The organism is Tessaracoccus coleopterorum (assembly GCF_011174705.1).
Taxonomy (GTDB): Bacteria; Actinomycetota; Actinomycetes; order Propionibacteriales; family Propionibacteriaceae; genus Arachnia; species Arachnia coleopterorum.
Genome location: NZ_JAANIJ010000001.1, coordinates 1,131,090 through 1,148,012, shown reverse-complemented (window position 1 = coordinate 1,148,012; position 16,923 = coordinate 1,131,090). Strand labels below are relative to the sequence as shown.

27 protein-coding genes and 5 pseudogenes are annotated in these 16,923 nt (G+C 70.0%); 21 read left to right on the top strand and 11 right to left on the bottom strand.

From position 1 onward, the window contains the following. Positions 1 to 32 precede the first annotated feature (32 nt). The 9 genes and pseudogenes from G7085_RS07275 (at position 33) to G7085_RS07250 (ending at position 3,524) form a co-directional block, all read left to right on the top strand. Complete coding sequence (locus tag G7085_RS07275; RefSeq protein WP_197510448.1) at positions 33 to 572, top strand: RNA polymerase sigma factor; 540 nt, start codon at positions 33 to 35, stop codon at positions 570 to 572. 31 nt (positions 573 to 603) lie between these two features. Beyond that, positions 604 to 996 (top strand): hypothetical protein, encoded by a 393-nt coding sequence (locus G7085_RS07270; protein ID WP_197510447.1) that lies wholly within the window; start codon positions 604 to 606, stop codon positions 994 to 996. A 55-nt stretch (positions 997 to 1,051) separates the two neighbouring features. Further along, a complete protein-coding gene (locus G7085_RS29830; protein WP_269451805.1) occupies positions 1,052 to 1,180 on the top strand; it encodes a hypothetical protein in 129 nt (42 codons plus the stop codon). Between the two features lie 284 nt (positions 1,181 to 1,464). Beyond that, complete coding sequence (locus G7085_RS07265; protein ID WP_197510446.1) at positions 1,465 to 1,749, top strand: hypothetical protein; 285 nt, start codon at positions 1,465 to 1,467, stop codon at positions 1,747 to 1,749. Positions 1,750 to 1,944: 195 nt separating this feature from the next. Then, a pseudogene (locus G7085_RS32280) lies at positions 1,945 to 2,103 on the top strand (helix-turn-helix domain-containing protein); the annotation flags it as partial. 86 nt (positions 2,104 to 2,189) lie between these two features. Further along, positions 2,190 to 2,501, top strand: a complete 312-nt coding sequence (locus G7085_RS24795; protein WP_231980817.1) for a hypothetical protein — start codon at positions 2,190 to 2,192, stop codon at positions 2,499 to 2,501. A gap of 16 nt (positions 2,502 to 2,517) precedes the next feature. Continuing rightward, positions 2,518 to 2,923: pseudogene (locus G7085_RS34420) on the top strand (AzlC family ABC transporter permease); the annotation flags it as partial. 158 nt (positions 2,924 to 3,081) lie between these two features. Beyond that, positions 3,082 to 3,213 (top strand): hypothetical protein, encoded by a 132-nt coding sequence (locus G7085_RS34415; RefSeq protein ID WP_408647072.1) that lies wholly within the window; start codon positions 3,082 to 3,084, stop codon positions 3,211 to 3,213. Then, positions 3,210 to 3,524: an AzlD domain-containing protein gene (locus tag G7085_RS07250; RefSeq protein WP_197510444.1), complete on the top strand. Its 315-nt coding sequence runs from the start codon at positions 3,210 to 3,212 to the stop codon at positions 3,522 to 3,524. Before G7085_RS34415 ends, G7085_RS07250 begins: the two co-directional genes overlap by 4 nt. Here G7085_RS07250 and G7085_RS07245 read toward each other — a convergent pair. The 4 genes and pseudogenes from G7085_RS07245 to G7085_RS07230 all read right to left on the bottom strand — a co-directional run bounded on the left by G7085_RS07245 (position 3,484) and on the right by G7085_RS07230 (position 5,731). Next, positions 3,484 to 3,774, bottom strand: coding sequence for a hypothetical protein (locus G7085_RS07245; RefSeq protein WP_197510443.1), 291 nt, complete (start codon positions 3,772 to 3,774; stop codon positions 3,484 to 3,486). The genes G7085_RS07250 and G7085_RS07245 overlap by 41 nt on opposite strands. Then, complete coding sequence (locus G7085_RS07240; protein ID WP_197510442.1) at positions 3,744 to 4,607, bottom strand: HAD-IC family P-type ATPase; 864 nt, start codon at positions 4,605 to 4,607, stop codon at positions 3,744 to 3,746. Before G7085_RS07240 ends, G7085_RS07245 begins: the two co-directional genes overlap by 31 nt. Then, positions 4,595 to 5,253: pseudogene (locus G7085_RS07235) on the bottom strand (HAD-IC family P-type ATPase). Before G7085_RS07235 ends, G7085_RS07240 begins: the two are co-directional and overlap by 13 nt. Positions 5,254 to 5,491: 238 nt before the next feature. Beyond that, the gene (locus tag G7085_RS07230) at positions 5,492 to 5,731 is read right to left on the bottom strand and encodes a heavy-metal-associated domain-containing protein (protein WP_197510440.1); all 240 of its coding nucleotides are present in this window, start codon (positions 5,729 to 5,731) and stop codon (positions 5,492 to 5,494) included. Positions 5,732 to 5,857: 126 nt separating this feature from the next. Here G7085_RS07230 and G7085_RS07225 point away from each other — a divergent pair, with 126 nt between their 5' ends. From G7085_RS07225 to G7085_RS29825, 5 genes are all read left to right on the top strand, one after another. Continuing rightward, positions 5,858 to 6,412: a Crp/Fnr family transcriptional regulator gene (locus G7085_RS07225; protein WP_197510439.1), complete on the top strand. Its 555-nt coding sequence runs from the start codon at positions 5,858 to 5,860 to the stop codon at positions 6,410 to 6,412. After that, the gene (locus tag G7085_RS34410) at positions 6,409 to 6,561 is read left to right on the top strand and encodes a hypothetical protein (RefSeq protein ID WP_408647187.1); all 153 of its coding nucleotides are present in this window, start codon (positions 6,409 to 6,411) and stop codon (positions 6,559 to 6,561) included. Before G7085_RS07225 ends, G7085_RS34410 begins: the two co-directional genes overlap by 4 nt. A 123-nt stretch (positions 6,562 to 6,684) precedes the next feature. Next, positions 6,685 to 7,104, top strand: coding sequence for a DUF485 domain-containing protein (locus G7085_RS24790; protein ID WP_197510438.1), 420 nt, complete (start codon positions 6,685 to 6,687; stop codon positions 7,102 to 7,104). Continuing rightward, a complete protein-coding gene (locus G7085_RS07215) occupies positions 7,101 to 8,213 on the top strand; it encodes a solute symporter family protein (RefSeq protein ID WP_269451804.1) in 1,113 nt (370 codons plus the stop codon). Before G7085_RS24790 ends, G7085_RS07215 begins: the two co-directional genes overlap by 4 nt. Continuing rightward, positions 8,125 to 8,715: a solute symporter family protein gene (locus tag G7085_RS29825; protein WP_269451803.1), complete on the top strand. Its 591-nt coding sequence runs from the start codon at positions 8,125 to 8,127 to the stop codon at positions 8,713 to 8,715. Before G7085_RS07215 ends, G7085_RS29825 begins: the two co-directional genes overlap by 89 nt. A 93-nt stretch (positions 8,716 to 8,808) precedes the next feature. Here G7085_RS29825 and G7085_RS07210 read toward each other — a convergent pair whose 3' ends face one another. The 7 genes from G7085_RS07210 to G7085_RS07180 form a co-directional block, all read right to left on the bottom strand. Then, positions 8,809 to 9,735 (bottom strand): IS3 family transposase, encoded by a 927-nt coding sequence (locus tag G7085_RS07210; RefSeq protein WP_197510437.1) that lies wholly within the window; start codon positions 9,733 to 9,735, stop codon positions 8,809 to 8,811. 60 nt (positions 9,736 to 9,795) lie between these two features. Then, positions 9,796 to 10,722 (bottom strand): tyrosine-type recombinase/integrase, encoded by a 927-nt coding sequence (locus G7085_RS07205; RefSeq protein ID WP_197510436.1) that lies wholly within the window; start codon positions 10,720 to 10,722, stop codon positions 9,796 to 9,798. A 919-nt stretch (positions 10,723 to 11,641) separates the two neighbouring features. Further along, positions 11,642 to 11,926, bottom strand: coding sequence for a tyrosine-type recombinase/integrase (locus tag G7085_RS29820; protein ID WP_269452073.1), 285 nt, complete (start codon positions 11,924 to 11,926; stop codon positions 11,642 to 11,644). A 17-nt stretch (positions 11,927 to 11,943) separates the two neighbouring features. After that, entirely contained in the window at positions 11,944 to 12,198 is a 255-nt protein-coding gene (locus G7085_RS29815; protein ID WP_269452072.1) for a tyrosine-type recombinase/integrase, read from the bottom strand. Continuing rightward, positions 12,198 to 12,653, bottom strand: coding sequence for a site-specific integrase (locus G7085_RS07190; protein WP_197510433.1), 456 nt, complete (start codon positions 12,651 to 12,653; stop codon positions 12,198 to 12,200). Before G7085_RS07190 ends, G7085_RS29815 begins: the two co-directional genes overlap by 1 nt. 197 nt (positions 12,654 to 12,850) lie before the next feature. Further along, on the bottom strand, positions 12,851 to 13,027 hold the full coding sequence (locus tag G7085_RS07185; RefSeq protein ID WP_197510432.1) for a transposase: 177 nt from the start codon (positions 13,025 to 13,027) through the stop codon (positions 12,851 to 12,853). Between the two features lie 199 nt (positions 13,028 to 13,226). Further along, a complete protein-coding gene (locus G7085_RS07180) occupies positions 13,227 to 13,667 on the bottom strand; it encodes a hypothetical protein (RefSeq protein ID WP_197513052.1) in 441 nt (146 codons plus the stop codon). 223 nt (positions 13,668 to 13,890) lie between these two features. Here G7085_RS07180 and G7085_RS32275 point away from each other — a divergent pair, with 223 nt between their 5' ends. The 7 genes and pseudogenes from G7085_RS32275 (at position 13,891) to G7085_RS34400 (ending at position 16,923) form a co-directional block, all read left to right on the top strand. After that, positions 13,891 to 14,241, top strand: a complete 351-nt coding sequence (locus tag G7085_RS32275) for a hypothetical protein (protein WP_331715535.1) — start codon at positions 13,891 to 13,893, stop codon at positions 14,239 to 14,241. After that, positions 14,151 to 14,993, top strand: a pseudogene (locus tag G7085_RS32270) (HAD-IC family P-type ATPase); the annotation flags it as partial. The gene G7085_RS32275 and the pseudogene G7085_RS32270, both read left to right, overlap by 91 nt. Beyond that, positions 14,984 to 15,361, top strand: coding sequence for an HAD-IC family P-type ATPase (locus G7085_RS32265; protein ID WP_408647186.1), 378 nt, complete (start codon positions 14,984 to 14,986; stop codon positions 15,359 to 15,361). The pseudogene G7085_RS32270 and the gene G7085_RS32265, both read left to right, overlap by 10 nt. A gap of 25 nt (positions 15,362 to 15,386) precedes the next feature. After that, entirely contained in the window at positions 15,387 to 15,644 is a 258-nt protein-coding gene (locus tag G7085_RS32260) for a hypothetical protein (protein WP_331715534.1), read from the top strand. A gap of 72 nt (positions 15,645 to 15,716) precedes the next feature. Then, positions 15,717 to 16,157 carry an FAD-dependent oxidoreductase gene (locus G7085_RS29810; protein ID WP_197510431.1) on the top strand — a complete coding sequence of 147 codons (441 nt, stop codon included), beginning with the start codon at positions 15,717 to 15,719 and terminating at the stop codon, positions 16,155 to 16,157. Between the two features lie 23 nt (positions 16,158 to 16,180). Continuing rightward, positions 16,181 to 16,549: pseudogene (locus G7085_RS34405) on the top strand (FAD-dependent oxidoreductase); the annotation flags it as partial. Between the two features lie 155 nt (positions 16,550 to 16,704). Then, a complete protein-coding gene (locus tag G7085_RS34400) occupies positions 16,705 to 16,923 on the top strand; it encodes a hypothetical protein (protein WP_408647070.1) in 219 nt (72 codons plus the stop codon).

Here is a 16,923-nt window from a genome sequence, read left to right as displayed (position 1 = left end):
CTGACAGGGTGCCCGACCCGGCGCAGGAGACCGTGCCCACCGTGGGCGAGTTGGCGGACCGACTCGCCCACGGTGACGAGTCTGCGCTGCGGGTGGTCTACCAGCGGTGGGCCCCGCTGGTGTTCACCGTCGCGTTGACCTCCCTGGGGTCACGTGCCGACGCGGAGGACGTCACGCAGCAGGTGTTCATCGCCGCGTGGCGCTCCCGGCAGACCCTGCGGGCGAGTGACACGGCGCTCCCGGCCTGGCTGATGGGCATCTGCCGCTACAAGATCATCGACGCGCTGCGGGCCCGCAGCCGCACAGCCGGGCCGACGGAGGACGCGGCCGACGGGAGCGTCGCTGACCGCGTCGACGAGCTCACCGACCGGATGCTCGTCCACGATGCGCTGCGGCAGCTGGGTGAGCCGAGGGCTTCGGTGCTGCGGGCCGTGTTCCTGTACGACCAGACCCACCAGGAGGCGGCCGACGCGCTGGGGATGCGTCTCGGCACCGTCAAGAGCCACGTCCGACGCGGGCTCGCGATGCTGAAGGCGATGTTCGAGGAGGTGGACGATGCCCCGACCATCTGATGGGACGCAACCCGGCGACCTCGAGGCCCGGGTGAGCCGGGCCCTCGCGGCGCCCGCGCCGGAGCTCGAAACGCCACCCGATCGACTCTGGGACGGGATCGCCGCCGACATCGGGATCGGCGCTGCCGACCTCGGGATCGGCGCCGAGGCCGCAGAGGCTCCGGCGTCCACCGTGACGAGGAGAGGCCTCTTCCTCGGGGTCGCGGCCGGATTTGTCGGCGGAGCGCTGGCCGGTCTCGCCGTCAGCCGGCTGCTGCCGAGCCCGAGCCCGCCGTCGAACGCGAGGTGGAACTCGCGCCGCTCGACGACCAGGGCTCACCCCAGGGGCGGGCACGGCTCCTGCGCGACGGTGCCGGGCTCCTGCTCGACATCCAGCTCGATGCCGACATCTCGAATCCCGACGGGTACATCGAGGTGTGGCTGATCAACGAGGACCTTGCGCGCATGGTGACGGTCGGCACCTTCCCCCGGGGCGCTCCGTGCGGCTCCCGCTCGATCCGGCGCTGATCCCCGCCGGATACGTCATCGTCGACCTGTCGGACGAGCCGTTCGACGAGAATCCCGCGCACTCTGGCCGGACGCTGCTGCGGGCAACCGACGCCCTCTGAGCCGACGGCGGTGGGGTGGTGACGGCGTCCCGCACGCGGAGCCATGCCCGAACCGGATCATCAGATTGTGATGAGTTTTGCCCACGGGCAGGGCCCGCGCCCTGTCACGCGCCCTACGGTGGGGCCGTCCCCCACCCGGCAGAAGGAAATCATGCACGCCAACGTTCTCCGGTCATCCGTCTTCGCGCTCTGCGGGCCATGGCCCTGACGCTCACCGCCTGCGGCTCCGACCCGAGGAGTAGCAGGCCGCCGCGTGCGCGGCCCACACCGAACTGGTCGGCGCGGTGGCGAAGGCCAAGGTCTCGCTCTCGTCGTCCTCCAGCATCGCCGACATCACCGCTGCCCGTGACGAGGTCAAGGCCAGCTACGACGAACTAACCACGGCGATCGACAAGATCGAAGCGGATCGCAAGGACGACCTCGCGGCCGCCCGGACGCAGCTCCAGGACGCGATCAAGGACATCGACACCGACCTCACCGTGCCCGAGGCCGCCGCGACGCTGACCGACGAACTCGCCGAGGTCGAGGCCGCGCAGGAGGCGCTCGAGGCTGCGCTTACCTGCAGCTAGTGTCCGGGGCCGCGTAGCGGCGGGCGCCCCGCCTCCGACGCCCGCCTCCGACGGCGGGGCGCCGCACCCGCCGGACGGCGGTCGGTGCCTGGGCGCGGGGGGGCGCGCGAAGGTTGACGACCGCGGGAGGGCTGACGTGGGCGCCCGACGGGGCAGCGTTCGGCGAAGCGAACGAACGGCCGTTATGCTGAGCCGGTGACCGAAGCCAAGCCCACCGGGAGCGACCCGGGCCCCGTGGCCCTCATCGCGGCCAACCTCCGCGCCGAGCGCGCCCGCGCAGGGCACTCCCTGAGCGCCGTCGCGCGGCTGGCCGGCATCTCCAAGTCGACGCTGTCGCAGTTGGAGGCGGGCCAGGGCAACCCGTCGGTCGAGACGCTCTGGGCCATCGCCGTCGCCCTCGACGTGCCGTTCGCGCGGCTCGTCGCCCGCCGAAGAACCCGATGCGCGTGGTCCGCGCCGGGGAGCGACCCGCCGTCCCCGCGGCCGGGGCCGCCTACTCCGCCGCGCTGCTCGCCCCAGGCACCCACGAGCGACGCGACCTGTACGCCGTCACCCTCGAGCCCGGCCGCCCCACCGCTCCGAGCCGCACCTGCGCGGCACCGTCGAGCACGTCGTCGTCGCCCAGGGCGCGGCGCTGGTCGGCCCGGACGGCGCCCTCATCGAGCTGCGGGCCGGCGACTACGGCTCCTTCCCCGGCGACGTCGCCCACAGCTACGAGGCCCTCGAGCCCGGCACCTGGATCACGCTCGTGATGGAGCACCCGGAAACATGACGGCCACCACCACACAGCCCGACACCACCCCCGCCCTCCGCCAGGGCGTCTGGGTGGGGCTGGCCACCGGCGCCTACGGCATCTCGTTCGGCGCCCTGTCGGTGGCCAGCGGCCTCAACCTCTGGCAGACCTGCCTGCTCAGCCTCCTGATGTTCACAGGCGGCAGCCAGTTCGCGTTCATCGGCGTCATCGCCGGGGAGGGCGGCCCCCGCCGCGGCCGCCACCGCGTTCCTGCTCGGCGTCCGCAACACCCTCTACAGCCTGCAGATGGCGCCGCTGCTGCGCCTCACCGGCTGGCGACGGCTCGCCGCCGCGCAGGTCACCATCGACGAGTCCGTCGCCGTCTCGCTCGCCCAACCCGACGCCCGCACCCGCCGCGTCGGGTTCTGGGCCGCCGGGCTCGGCGTCTTCGTGTTCTGGAACCTCGCCACCCTCGGAGGGGCGCTGCTGGGCGACGTGCTCGGCGACCCCGCGCCTGGGGCCTCGACGGCGCCGCCGCGGCCGCGTTCGTCGCCCTGCTCTGGCCGCGGCTGCGGCAGCGGGAGGCGCGGGCGATCGGGGTGGTCGCCGCCGTTGTCGCCGTCGTGCTCGTGCCGCTGGCCCCGGCGGGGATACCGATCCTCGCCGCCGGGGCAGCGGCCGCGCTGGTGGCCTGGCTCCAGCACGGCCGGAAGGCGGAGGCCACCGCATGACGCTCTCGATCTGGGTGGTCGTCGCGGCCCTCGCCTGCCTCGGGCAGAAGCTGATCGGCTACTTCATGCCGTCCGAGGCGCTGGAGAACCCGCGCGTCGCCGAGACCGCCGCCGGCGTCACCGTCGGGCTGCTCGCCGCGTTGGTGATGACGCAGACGTTCGCGTCGGGCTCCTCGCTGACACTGGACGCCAGGGTGGCGTCGCTGGTCGTGGCCGTGGTGGCGCTCTGGCTGCGGGCCCCGTTCATCGTGGTGGTGCTGCTCGGCGCCGTCACCGCCGCGCTGCTGCGGCTCGCGGGGCTGGCCGCCTGAGCGGGCACCGCGCGCAGCAGCCGCATGGCGTGAGGATCACGATCAGCACCGACGCCTCGTGCACCAGCATCCCGATCGACATCGTCACCCCGCCGGCGAACACGCCCGCCAGCAGCACCACGACCGTCACCAGCGCCACCCAGATGTTCTGCCGCATCACCGACGTGGTGCGCCGGGCCAGCCCGATGGCCTCGGGCAGCCGCAGCAGGTTGTCGCCCATCAACGCGATGTCGGCCGTCTCGACGGCCACCGCCGAACCGGCGGCCCCATCGCCACCCCGATGTCGGCCGTGGCAAGGGCAGGGGCGTCGTTGACGCCGTCGCCGACCATCGCCACCGTGTGCCCCTCGCGCTGCAGCGCGGCCACCGCCTCGAGCTTGTCCTCGGGCAGCAGCGACGCGTGGATCTCGTCGATGCCCGTGGCCCGGCCGATCGCGTCGGCCACCTCGCGGGTGTCGCCGGTGAGCATGACGACCTTCCGCACCCCGGCCGCGTGGAGCCGCGACACCATCTCGGCCGCGTCGTCCCTAATCCGGTCGGCCACCCGATCACGCCGACGGCGACGCCGTCGACAGCCACGATCATGGGGTCCGGCCCTGCGCGGCGAGCGCGTCGGCCGCCGGGCCGGCGACGGACGGGTCGATCCCGTTGCCCTCGAGCAGCCGGGCGTTGCCGACCAGCACCACCACCCCGTCAACCTCCGCGACGATGCCCTGCCCGGGCACCGGCGTGACGGCGCCGGGCACTCCCGCGCGCCGACGCCCTCGGCCTCGGCGGCCTCGAGGATCGGCCGGGCGAGGGGATGCTCCGAGCCCGCCTCGGCTGCGGCCGCCCAACGCAGCACCTCCGAGCGACCCGCCCCGCCCAGCGGCAGCACGTCGGCCAGTTCGGGCCTGCCCTGCGTCAGGGTGCCGGTCTTGTCGAGCGCCACCGCGGTGATCTTCGCCGACGTCTCCAGGAACTCGCCACCCTTGATGAGGATGCCGTTGCGGGCGGCCCGGCCGATGCCCGCGACGATCGCCACCGGGATGGAGATCACCAGGGCACCGGGGCAGCCGATCACCAGCAGCGTCAGCGCCAGCACGACGTCACCGGAGATGAGCCCGCCACCAGCGCCAACGCCATCACGGCGGGCGTGTACCAGCGGGAGAACCGGTCGATGAACGCCTGCGTGCGGGCCTTCGCGTCCTGCGCCTCCTCGACGCGGTGGATGATCCGCGCGAGCGTGGTGTCGGCCCCGACTCCCGTGGCCTCCACCTGCAGGAACCCGCCCGCGAGACGGTGCCCGCGAACACGCGGTCGCCCGCCGCCTTCTCCACCGGGAGCGACTCGCCCGTGATCGACGCCTCGTCGACGGCGCCCGTGCCGCCCGTCACCTCGCCGTCGACGGGCACCTTGGCGCCGTTCTTCACGAGCACCGTCTCGCCGATCAGCACCTGCCCGGCCGGGATCTCCACCTGGGCGCCGTCGCGCAGCACGACGGCGGAATCGGGGGCGACGGCGACGAGCTCGGCCAACGCCGAACGCGTCTTGTTGAGGGTGGCCGATTCGAGGGCGTGCCCGACGGCGAACAGGAACGTCACCGCCGCCGCCTCCCAGAAGTTGCCGATCACGACGGCGCCGATGGCGGCCACCGAGACGAGCAGGTCGATCCCGATCGTGCGGACGGCGAGCGCCCGGGTGGCCTTGACCACGATGCCGTACCCGGCCACCACGGCCGCGGCGACCATGAAGGCCGCCGACAGCGTGTAGCCGCCGGTGTGCGTGGCGTGCCCGCCTGCATCGAGCCACCACCTGGGGGAGAGGATGATGTCGGCCGCGCCGTCGCCGAGCCAACCGATCAGCCACGAGGTGACGATCAGCGCGCCCGAGACGGCGGGGACGGCCCAGCGCCCGGCGAGCAGCCTGCGGAAGGGATTCATGGTTTCGGCCTTTCTGGGAGCCCGCCGGGGTGGCGGGATGGGTGGGTCAGAATGCGGACGGGCTGGCCGTGTAGCCGGCCTTCTTGACGGCCGCCACGAGGTCGTCGACGGAGACGCGGCCGGCGTCGTGGTCGATCTCGATGCGGGCCGACGCGAAGTGCACCTTCACGGCCTGGACGCCGTCGAGCCTGCCGACGCGGTCCTCGATCTTGGCGACGCAGGAGGGGCAGGAGAAGCCCTCGGCACGCAGGATCGTGTGGGTGGCGGTGGTGTTGGTGGTGGTCATGTCAGGTTCCTTTCGAGTGTTGACTGCCTGATGTCCACCAAGGTACGAAGCCGGCGCGGGAAACTCCTTGACCCGGATCAAGTTGGCCGGAAAGGCCGCAGGTAGGCTCGCGGACATGGCCGATCTGTGCGTCACCCGCGTCCCGATCTTCCAGGGCTCACCCACGAGGAACAGCTCAGGGTCGCCCGCTTCGCGCGACCGCTCGCCGTCGTGAAGGGGGCGACGGTGCAGGTGCCGGGGCAGCCGACATCGCGGCTGCTCGTGATGCACAGCGGCCGGTTGAAGGTGAGCCACGAGTCGCTCAACGGGCAGGAACAGATCCTCCGCACCGTCACCGACGGCGACGTCGTGGGGGAGCGCGCATTCCTGACGGGTCACCGTCCGAGCGACCTGGTCGTCGCGCTGGAGGACAGCCGCATGTGCGTGTTCGACCACGCCGACCTCGCCGCCCTGCTCGGCGACTACCCCGACATCAGCCAACGCATGCTGCGCACCCTCTCCGACCGGCTCTCATCCGTGGAGCGGCTGCTGGCCGCCGTCACCTCGAGCGACGTGACGGCCCGGGTCGCGGCCTACCTGCTCGACCTGCCCGGCGCCTACGTCGACGGCGCCGTCGACGTGGAACTGCCGATGGCCAAGCAGGAGGTGGCCCGCTACCTCGGCACCACCCCGAGACGCTGAGCCGTCGCCTGGCCGCGCTCGCGGCGTCCGGAGCGATCGAGCTGACGGGGCGCCGGAAGGTTCGGATCCTCGATCCGGACGCGCTGGAGGGGCGGCCTCCCCTGGCTGACCGCAATTTCCCGACGGAACTGGCAGCGCTAACATCGTAGTCAGCGCGAAATGGACACCAATTTCTCGGATTTGGAGATATATCCGGCGTACTTTACTGTCATCGCACCCGGGCCAATGGGGGCCCGGAGGCCGCGTGAGGAGCGCCCACATGACGCACAGCCGTGACCACGAGCCCAACCACCGGGCCGGGACATCAGAATCCACCCTGCCAGCCGGGGCCCGGTACCTCCGGAGCCACTGACACCGGGGCCGCGAAGACGCAGCCCACCACCAGTGAGTTCATCGCCGCCGCGGCGACGCCCGAGTACGGGCGGCTCCGTCGCGCGTTCCGCAGGTTCGCCTTCCCGATGACCGTCGCCGGGCTCGCCTCGTACTTCGTGTACGTGATCCTGTCCATCTACGCCACCGAGGCAATGGCCAAGCCCCTGTTCGGGTCGCTCAACGTCGGCATGACGCTCGGCCTGTTCCAGTTCCTCGTCACCTACGTGTGGACCGCCATCTACGTCCGATACGCCAACCGGCGGCTCGACCCCATCGCCGCAGACCTGAAGGCCCGCCTCGTCGGGGAGGAGCACGCATGATCCAGCTCGAGTCCTACGGAAACCCGGCGATCAACATCGCCGTCTTCGCACTGTTCGTCGCCGCGACGCTCGGCATCGTCATCGCCGTGACGCGCCAGAAGTCGAAGGCCTCCGACTTCTACACCGGCGGCGGCGCCTTCTCCGGCCGCCAGAACGGGCTCGCCATCACCGGCGACTACCTCTCGGCGGCCGCCTTCCTCGGCGTCACCGGCGCCATCGCCCTCTACGGCTACGACGGCCTGCTCTACTCCGTCGGGTTCTTCGTGGCGTGGATCGTCGCGCTGTTCCTGGTGGCCGAGCCGCTGCGCAACACCGGCAAATACACGATGGCCGACGTGCTCAGCTTCCGGATGAACCAGAAGCCGGTGCGCACCGCGGCCGCCACGTCGACACTCGTGATCTCGTTCGTCTACCTGCTCGCCCAGATGGCCGGCGCCGGCGGCCTCGTCGCCCTCCTGCTCGGCGTCTCCGACAAGAACATGCAGGGCCTCGTGATCGCGCTCGTCGGTGCGCTGATGGTGGTCTACGTCCTCATCGGCGGCATGAAGGGCACCACCTGGGTGCAGATGATCAAGGCCGTCCTGCTCGTCACGGGTGCCGCGATCATGGCCGCGATGGTGCTGTTCGGCAGCGGGTTCAACCTGTCGACCCTGCTCGCCTCCGCGCAGGCGGCCGGCCTCGACCCAGCCACCGGCACCGGCGTCGACGTCCTGCAGCCGATGCAGCAGTACGGTGCCACCGACTTCACGAAGCTGTCGTTCCTGTCGCTGTCCATCGCGCTGGTGGCAGGGCCGTCCGGCCTGCCGCACGTGCTGATGCGCTTCTACACGGTGCCCACCGCCAAGGAGGCGCGTCGCTCCGCCGTCTGGGCCATCGCGCTGGTCGGGGCATTCTTCCTCATCACGCTGGTGCTCGGCATGGGCGCCGCCAAGCTGGTGGGGCAGAAGACGATCCTGGAGGCCCGGGGGCGGCCAACTCGGCGGCCCGTTGCTCGCGCTGCACCTCGGCGGCGAGGTGTTCATGGGCATCATCTCGGGCGTCGCGTTCGCGACCATCCTCGCGGTGGTCGCCGGCCTGACGATCACGGCGTCGGCGTCGTTCGCGCATGACGTCTACAACTCGATCCTGAAGGACGGCAAGGCCGACCCGGAGCAGGAGGTGAAGGTCGCCCGCATCACGTCGGTGGTGATCGGCATCCTCGCGATCCTCGGTGGCATCCTCGCCAACGGCCAGAACATCGCGTTCCTGATCTCGCTCGCGTTCGCGGTGGCGGCCTCGGCCAACCTGCCGTCGATCCTGTACACGCTGTACTGGCGCCGGTTCAACACGCGCGGCTCGGTGTGGAGCATCTACACCGGCCTGATCAGCTCTGTTCTGCTCATCGTGTTCAGCCCGTCGGTGTCGGGTAACGCGAAAGCGATGCTGGGCGAGTCGGTCGACTTCGCCTGGTTCCCGCTGACCAACCCTGCACTGGTTTCGGTGCCGCTCGCGTTCTTCGCCGGATGGCTCGGGACGATCACGAGCAGGAACACGGCCGACGAGGAGTTGGCGATCGAGATGGAGATGCGCTCGATGACGGGCGCCGGCGCAGGGGAGGCCATCGCGCACTGACGCCGTCCACCATGGACGAGGACCGGCTGACATTGGGGGTGTCGGCCGGTCCTCCCTGTTTGGGGTCGGTCTGAATCGGCCTGACTTTCGTTCCTATCGGGAGCCTTGTCCGGCAGGTGCCGGCTGGCCTGATTCCAGGTCAGCGTAGTACGCGTGCTCGACTTCGACCGGGGTGCGCATGTCGAGCTCGCCGTGGAGGCGCTGGTTGTTCCACCACCACACCCATCCGAGGGTCGCGAGTTCGACCTGCTCGACGGTCCGCCAGGGACCGCGCTGACGGATCAGCTCGGTTTTGTAGAGGTTGTTCACGGCCTCCGCCATGGCGTTGTCGAACGAGTCCCCGACCGTTCCGGTGGAGGGTACGGCGCCGAGCTCGACGATGCGGTCGGTGTAGACCATCGCGGTGTAGTTCGAGCCGTGGTCGGCGTGATGGATCAGCCCGTCGAGCCGGCCGCCGGCGTTCCAGGCGGCCATGTCGAGAGCCTGCATGGGCAGGATCTCGGATCGCAGCGTGGAGGCGACGTTCCATCCGACGATGCGGCGGGAGTAGACGTCGGTGACGAACGCGACGTAGGCGAACCCGGACCACGTCGCGACGTAGGTCACATCACACACCCAGAGCCGTCGCGGCGCCGGTGCGGTGAAGCGACGATTGACGAGATCGCTCGGTAGCGCCGCCGTGCTGTCGGAGCGGGTGGGTGAACACCCGTTTCGATTTCCGGACGCCACGGACCCGGCCAGACGCATGAGGCGTTCGGTCTGGTCGCGTCCGATGTCCCAGCCTTGTCGGCGCATCAACGCATGCATCTTCCGGCGCCCGTAGACGCCATAGTTCTCCGCATGCAACCGCGCGATCTCGGGCACCAGCAGCTCGTCCTTCAGGTGTCTGGCGGACGGTGCGCGGCCGACCGCGGCGCGGTAGCCGCGGGAGGTGAGGAAGCCCTGCACTGCCGGTCGGAGGACGCGGCAGATGAGCTCGACCCCGAAACGATCCCGATGCTCGTTGATGAACCGGATCATCTCGGTCAGGGCCGGTCGAGCTCCTTCGCGAAAAACACGCTCTTATGTGGGTGATCGCTGTCAAGCGGTGGCTTGATCGAGGCCTTCGAGGAGGTTGGTGTAGATCTCGGCGCGGCGGGTTTGGCCTTTGGCGCAGGCGTCGTCTCGTTGGGCGATGAGGGTGGGCCGGTGCTGCTGGGTGGTGAAGAACATGGGGCAGGTTTCGCAGATCGTTTCGTAGCGGCAATCGAGCTCGACGGGCCGGCGGCAGTAGCCGTTGCCCAAGAGTCGTTTGTTGACCTCCGCATGCAGGGCGGTCATGGCTGGCCCGGCGGCCTCGGCGGGCAGGACGGGGATGGCGGGCTCAGCATCTTGGTAGAGGGCTTCGATCTTGCTGGTGACTTGGAAGTACTGGTCGGCGACGGTGCGGTCACCGATGCGGGCGTAGACCATCGTCATCGACAAGTCGGCGTGGCCCAGTAGCGCGGCGATCGCTTCGAGGCTCATGCCGCGGTTGATGGCTTGGGTGGCAAGGGTGTGGCGCAGTTGGTGGGGGTGGACGTGGCCGATGCCCGCGGCAGTGGCGGCTTTCTGGACGGCTTTGTCGACGCGGGTTGGTGGAATGGGTCGTCCGCGTTCGAGCAGGAGCAGGTCGCTGGCCTGCCAGGACGGGCGGTGGGCGATCCAGGCGTCGATGAGGGTTTTGAGGGCCGGGTCGAGGGGATGTAGCGGTCGGTGTGGAGTTTCCCGACCGGGGTGCGAAGCCAGTAGCCGGTGCCGATCTGGACGACGGCGTTGATGCGTAGTCCGAGTAGTTCGCCGCGTCGCATGCCGGTGCGGGCCAGGATCTGGATCATCAACCGGTCGAGTTCGTCGGGTAGCTGTGCGGCGGCGGTCATGAACGCGGCAGCACGGGCATCGTCGAGGAACTTGGGCAGTGGCTTGTCCAAGCGTGGACGGTCTTCGCGGAAGACCAGAGCGCCGGTGGGCAGGTCGGGATAGCTCCATTCGGTGATACGGGTGAAGAAGGTATGCAGGTGACCCATCCGCATGCCCAACGTGGTCTTTGACAACCCGGTCTGGCCGCGGTAGCCGGGTCGTTGATCAAGCCAGGAGCGGTAGTCCTCGATGTGGCAGCGCTGCAGGTCGGCGATGCGATTGACCTCGGGGTGGTGGGCGATGAGGTATCCGGCGAATTGCCGCAGGGTGGTCTCGAACAGTGTCACTGATGAGGGCCGTAGTGAGGCGTGGCATTGCTGCAGGTAGCGGCGCATCGTGGCAGCCATCACCGGAACATGGGTGGTGATCTGTTCCCAGTCGACCTCGGCGGCGCTGCGCGTCGCCCATGGCCGGCGGACAGCCGGTTGCGGTGCTTGCCCGCGGTGGAACATCACCGCATCCAGCCCGAACAGTGGCGTCGACAACCATCGGGGCGGCGCGCTCGCTCGGGAGGCCATCACGGCATCGAAGTAGCTGGTGCGCGCCTGCTGGTAGGTCTGTGTGGTCAGGGCATCAGGGCTGGTGCCGGCGATCACGCAGATGCGCGCCAGATGGGACCACATGCGTCGGCTTTGTGCCGTGGTGAAGCCCAGCTCGAGGGCTTGGGTGGTGAATCTGTCGCGCTGCTCGGGATAGGCGTCAGCGATGTAGATGCCCCAGTGGCAGCATGACTGGGAGACGAAGTCCGGGGTGACCGGCAGGCTGCTGGCGATGGCGGCGTGAGCAGCGAACGACATCACCTCGGTGCGGACCTGGCGGCGTTGCTCGACGCTGGCGTGGTTCCAGCCGTCGAGATCACCGAACAGCCGACCGAAGCGCTGTGCCGCCAAGCGACGGCCCTTCGCCGACGCTGAGCTGGAAGCAGCCGCAATGTAGGAGGCCGTCACCTCCTCAAGAGCCGGACTGGTGCTGGTAGGGGCAACAGCGGTCATGGACGGGGCCCTTCCTCGATGGGTGGGTAGACGTCGCTCAACACCTGCATGGCGTCGCGGTACTGGTCAGCGAGCCAGTCGTTGGACAAGTGGAGGTAGATGCGGGTGGTCTCCAGGTTGGCGTGGCCGGCCTGGGCCTGAATCGCCTCCAAGGCCATGCCCGCCTCCCTCAGCCGGGTGAAGCATGTGTGACGCAGTTCGTGGCAGGTCGCGTGTCGCAACCCCGCGCGACCTCGGGCCCCAGCAAGGACTTCGTCCAGCCCTGCTGCGCTCAACGGCATGCCGCGGCGGGGTCCCTTCAACACCACGAACACCAACCCGGTGTCACACTCCGGGGACGCTCGGTGGTCAGGTAGGCGGCCAGGTGGGTGAAGAACGCGTCGACGACCGGGACGATACGTTCGTGGCCGCCCTTGCCCTGGTGGACGAAGACCCGTCCATCGCCCAGCTGGATGTCGGCCAGACGCAGGCCCAGCACCTCACAGCGTCGCAGTCCGGCGTGCAGCATCAGCGTGACCATCGCCCGGTCCCGCTCGGTGCGCAACGCGCCCATCAACGCGACCGCCTCGCCCGGCGACAGCACCTGCGGCAGCCGTTTTGGAGCACGGACCAGCGGCGAGCCCGCAACGACCGCGACCGGGGCGTCATCGACCGAGGAACCGGCTGCCGCTCACACACACCGCGGGCCAGCAGGTAGTCGAACAGCGAGGTGACCGTGGCCAGGCGGCGTTTGATCGTGGACGCCGCCAGGCCCTGCTCGCCGTCGACCAACCGGACCACGTTGCCGCCATGGCGAGGTTCACGCTGCTGCTCGATGAAAGCCAACACATCCGCCGTGCCCACCCCAACCGGTGGCTTGCCCACCACCGTGAAGAAGACCTTCAAGTCGAAGGCCTGCGCCAACACCGAATTGGGTCGCAGACGCGCCGCGGTGAACCTCAGATACTCGTCCACCCACTGCTCACCCAACCTGGGTGGCTGCCCCTCCACGAAGACCAGCTGTGGCACGAACCCATCCATCACTGGCCCCAGCCACTCGAAGACACCACCATCGTCACCGCCGCATCGACGGCCTGCTTCATCGGGGTCCAGATCACCTACATATCAAGCCGCAGCCTTCAGGATTTCGTTGGCCTTGCGGAGCTCGGCGTTCTCTTTCTGCAGCCGCTTGATCTCCGCGGCAGCATCCGTCGTGAGCCCGGGCTTCACCCGGCGTCGACCTCGGCCCGGCGCTGCCACAGTCGCAGCGTCTCCGGGCTCATCCCGAGCAGCCCGGCCACATGCCGTACCGCGCTCATCATGTTCGGGTGCTCCGGCCGCGCCTCCGTGAGCATCCGCAACGCACGCTCACGCATCTCCGGCGAGTACTTCCTATTCATCATGTTCCATCCTTGCTTGAAGAACGGAACGAAAGTCAGGCCGATTCAGAACACCCAAAGCATGACTGTCGAAACCAATCACTCCGGTCGATGGGCAGGATCTCGACCAGGGGCACTTGTTCCGGTCGCTTTCTTAAAGGTGTGCGGGGATGGGGGTCCTGGGCGACACGCGTGATAGCGAGCAGTCTCCCGAGACCCTTGCCTATACCCCCGGGGGTATATAGTTTCGCCCATGGACAGGAACGCGGAGCACGGAACGAGCGACGAACTGGCCGCCGGCCACGCCCAGCAGATGGCCGGAACGAGCCACGTCGAACACGACATCGACCACGCGGCCATGGCTCACGCTGGTCATGACACCGTGGAGCACAAGGCGCACCCCGATCACGAGGTGACGGCGACTGATCACACGGCCATGCGTCACGCTGACCACCGGAGTTCCGGTCACGCTCCGATGGGGCACGCCGACCACGCCATCGGCATGGACCACGCGTCGGCGGAGCACGCCGGGCACGAGATGACTGGTATGGATCACGCGTCGGCGGATCACGCCGGGCACGACATGGCAGGCATGGACCACGCCTCGGCAGAGCACGCCGGGCACGACATGGCTGCGATGGACCACTCGGGTCACGGCGGCCACACCGGGCACGTCGACAGGTTCAGGCGGCTCTTCTGGGTCATGCTCCTCCTCGCCGTCCCCGTCGTCGCCTTCAGCCCATGTTCGCCCACCTCCTCGGCTACCACCTCCCCGACGCCGCCTGGGTGCCCTGGGTCTCGCCGATCCTCGGCACCGTCATGTATGCCTGGGCGGCTCGCCGTTCCTGACGGGCGCCGTCTCCGAGATCCGCGGCCGCCGCCCGGGCATGATGCTGCTCATCGGCCTGGCCATCACCGTGGCCTTCGTCGCCTCCTGGGGAGCGACCCTCGCGCTGCTCCACGAGCAACTCGACTTCTGGTGGGAGCTGGCCCTCCTGATCGTCATCATGCTGCTCGGCCACTGGATCGAGATGCGCTCCCTCGCGCAGACCACCTCGGCCCTCGACTCCCTCGCCGCCCTCCTCCCCGACGAGGCCGAGCGCGTCCACGGCGACACCGTCACCAAGGTTGCCCGAGCGACCTGCGGGTGGGCGACGTCGTCATCGTCCGCCCCGGCGCCTCCGTGCCCGCCGACGGGCGCATCGTCGACGGATCGGCCCACCTGGACGAGTCGATGATCACCGGCGAGTCCAGGCCCGTCCGGCGAGGAACCGGTGACGCGGTCGTCGCGGGCACCGTCGCCACCGACTCCGGGCTGCGCGTCGAGGTCACAGCCACCGGCGACGACACCGCACTGGCGGGCATCCGCCGCCTCGTCAGTGACGCCCAGAACTCGTCTTCGCGGGCTCAACTGCTCGCCGACAAGGCCGCGGCCCTCCTCTTCTGGTACGCGCTCGGCGCGGGCATCGTCACCGCCATCGCCTGGACGCTGCTCGGCGATCCCGACCAGGCGGTGGTGCGCACCATCACCGTCCTCGTGATCGCCTGCCCGCACGCCCTCGGGTTGGCCATCCCGCTGGTCGTCTCGATCGCCACGGAACGCGCCGCCCGCGGCGGGGTGCTCATCAAGGACCGCCTCGCGCTCGAGCAGATGCGCACCGTCGACTCGGTGCTCTTCGACAAGACAGGCACCCTCACCCGCGGCGAGCCCACCGTCACCGGCGTCGCCACCGCGGCCGGGCTCGACGGCGACGCAGTCCTCGCGCTCGCCGCGGCCGCCGAGGGAGACAGCGAGCACCCGCTCGCCCGCGCCATCGTCCGCGCCGCCTCCGAACGCGGCCTCACCGTGCCCGCCTCGGCCGACTTCGCCTCGTCGCCGGCGGTGGGCGTGCGCGCCACCGTCGGGAACCGCGAGGTCGCCGTCGGCGGCCCCAATCTGTTCACCGGGGCCGGCGTCGCAGGGCTGTCAGAGGCCGACGGCTGGCGGGGCGACGGGGCGACCATCCTCCACGTGCTCGTCGACGGCGCCGCAGTCGGGGCGCTCAAGCTGGCCGACGACATCCGCCCGAGTCCGCAGAGGCCGTGGCCGCCCTGCAGGCGTCGGGCATCCAGGTCGTGATGATCACCGGAGACGCCCACGACGTGGCCGCCTCGGTCGCCCGCGAGCTGGGGATCGACCGCGTGTTCGCAGGCGTCCGCCCCGAGGACAAGGCGTCCAAGGTGGCCGAGCTGCAGGCCGAGGGACGCAAGGTAGCGATGGTCGGCGACGGCGTCAACGACGCCCCGCGTTGGCCACCGCCGACGTCGGCATCGCCATCGGCGCAGGCACCGACGTGGCGATCGCGTCGGCAGGCGTGATCCTCGCCTCCGACGACCCCGCTCGGTGCTGTCGGTGATCGAGCTGAGCAACGCGGCCTACCGGAAGATGAGGCAGAACCTCTGGTGGGCGGCGGGCTACAACCTCGTCTCCGTGCCGCTGGCCGCGGGCGTGCTCGCACCGGTCGGGTTCGTGCTGCCGATGAGCGTCGGCGCCATCCTGATGTCGGCCTCGACCGTGCTGGTGGCGCTCAACGCGCAGCTGCTGCGCCGCCTCGACCTCACCCCGGAGGCCAGCGCGCGCCGGATCCTCGGGCGCCGCTGAACCCGATCCGACGGTTCGGCCACCCCGGGCCCGGCCCCGGCCTAGGCTCGGGGCACGAGCAGGAGGGCGAAGATGGCAACCTACGTTGTGATCGGCGGCGGGCTGGGCGGAGCGAGATCCGTCGAGGAACTGCGGGAGCTGGACGGCGACGCGAGGATCGTCCTGATCGGCGGCGAGCCGATGCTTCCCTACGAGCGGCCGCCGCTGTCGAAGGACTACCTCCTGGGTGAGAAGCAGATCGCCGACTTCACCCCGCTGGCCGGCAGTTGGTTCGCCGACCATCAGGTGGAGGCCCGGCTCGGCACCTTCGCCATCAACCTCGACGCCGATGAACGGATCGTGCACACCTCCGACGGCAGGAGCGTGCGCTACGACGGCCTCGTGCTCGCCACCGGGTCGCGCCCCCGTTCGGTCGACCTGCCCGGGGTGTCACGCCCCGGCGTGCAGACCCTGCGCAACCTCGACGACGCCGACCTCCTCAAGGCCTTCCTCGACACGGGCGAGCCCTCGTGATCTATGGCGGCGGCTGGATCGGCATGGAGATCGCCGCCGTCGCCCGCACCAAGGACGTGCCCGTCACCGTCGTCGTCCGCGAGGACCGGATCCTCCGGCAACTGGGCGACCTGATCTCCGACCGGTTCCTGCAGGCGCACCGCGACCACGGCGTCGAGTTCGCCCTCAACTCCACCATCGCCAGCATCGACGGCGCGGGCGAGCGCGGCACCGTCGAGGCGGTGACGCTGCACGACGGGCGTCGCATCGACGCCTCGAGGCTGCTCATCGGGGTCGGCGCCGAACCGCGCGTCGAGCTCGCCCGTGAGGCGGGCCTGGCCATCGACAACGGCGTGCTCGTCGACGACTCGCTCCGCAGCAGCCGCCCCGAGATCGTCGCCGTCGGTGACATCGCCAACGCCGAGAACGCCTGGGTCGGGCACCGGATCCGCGTCGAACACTGGGCGATGGCGTTGACGCAACCGGAGGTCGCCGCCCGCACCCTCGTCGGGACGAGGCCCACTACGGAGGGCCGCCGTTCTTCTACACCGACCAGTACGACATCGGCATGGAGTTCCGTGGCGTCATCGAGGCCGACACGACGATGGTGCAGCGCGACACCGACGACGGCTACATCGGCTTCTGGCTGCGCCCCGACGGCGTGCCGCGCGCCGCGATCAACGTCAACGCGTGGGAGGGCGACACGATCGACGCCCTGCTCCGCGCAGGCAGGCCCCTCGACCCGCAGCGGGTGAGCGACCCGGGCGTCAGCCTGGCGGAGCTCTGA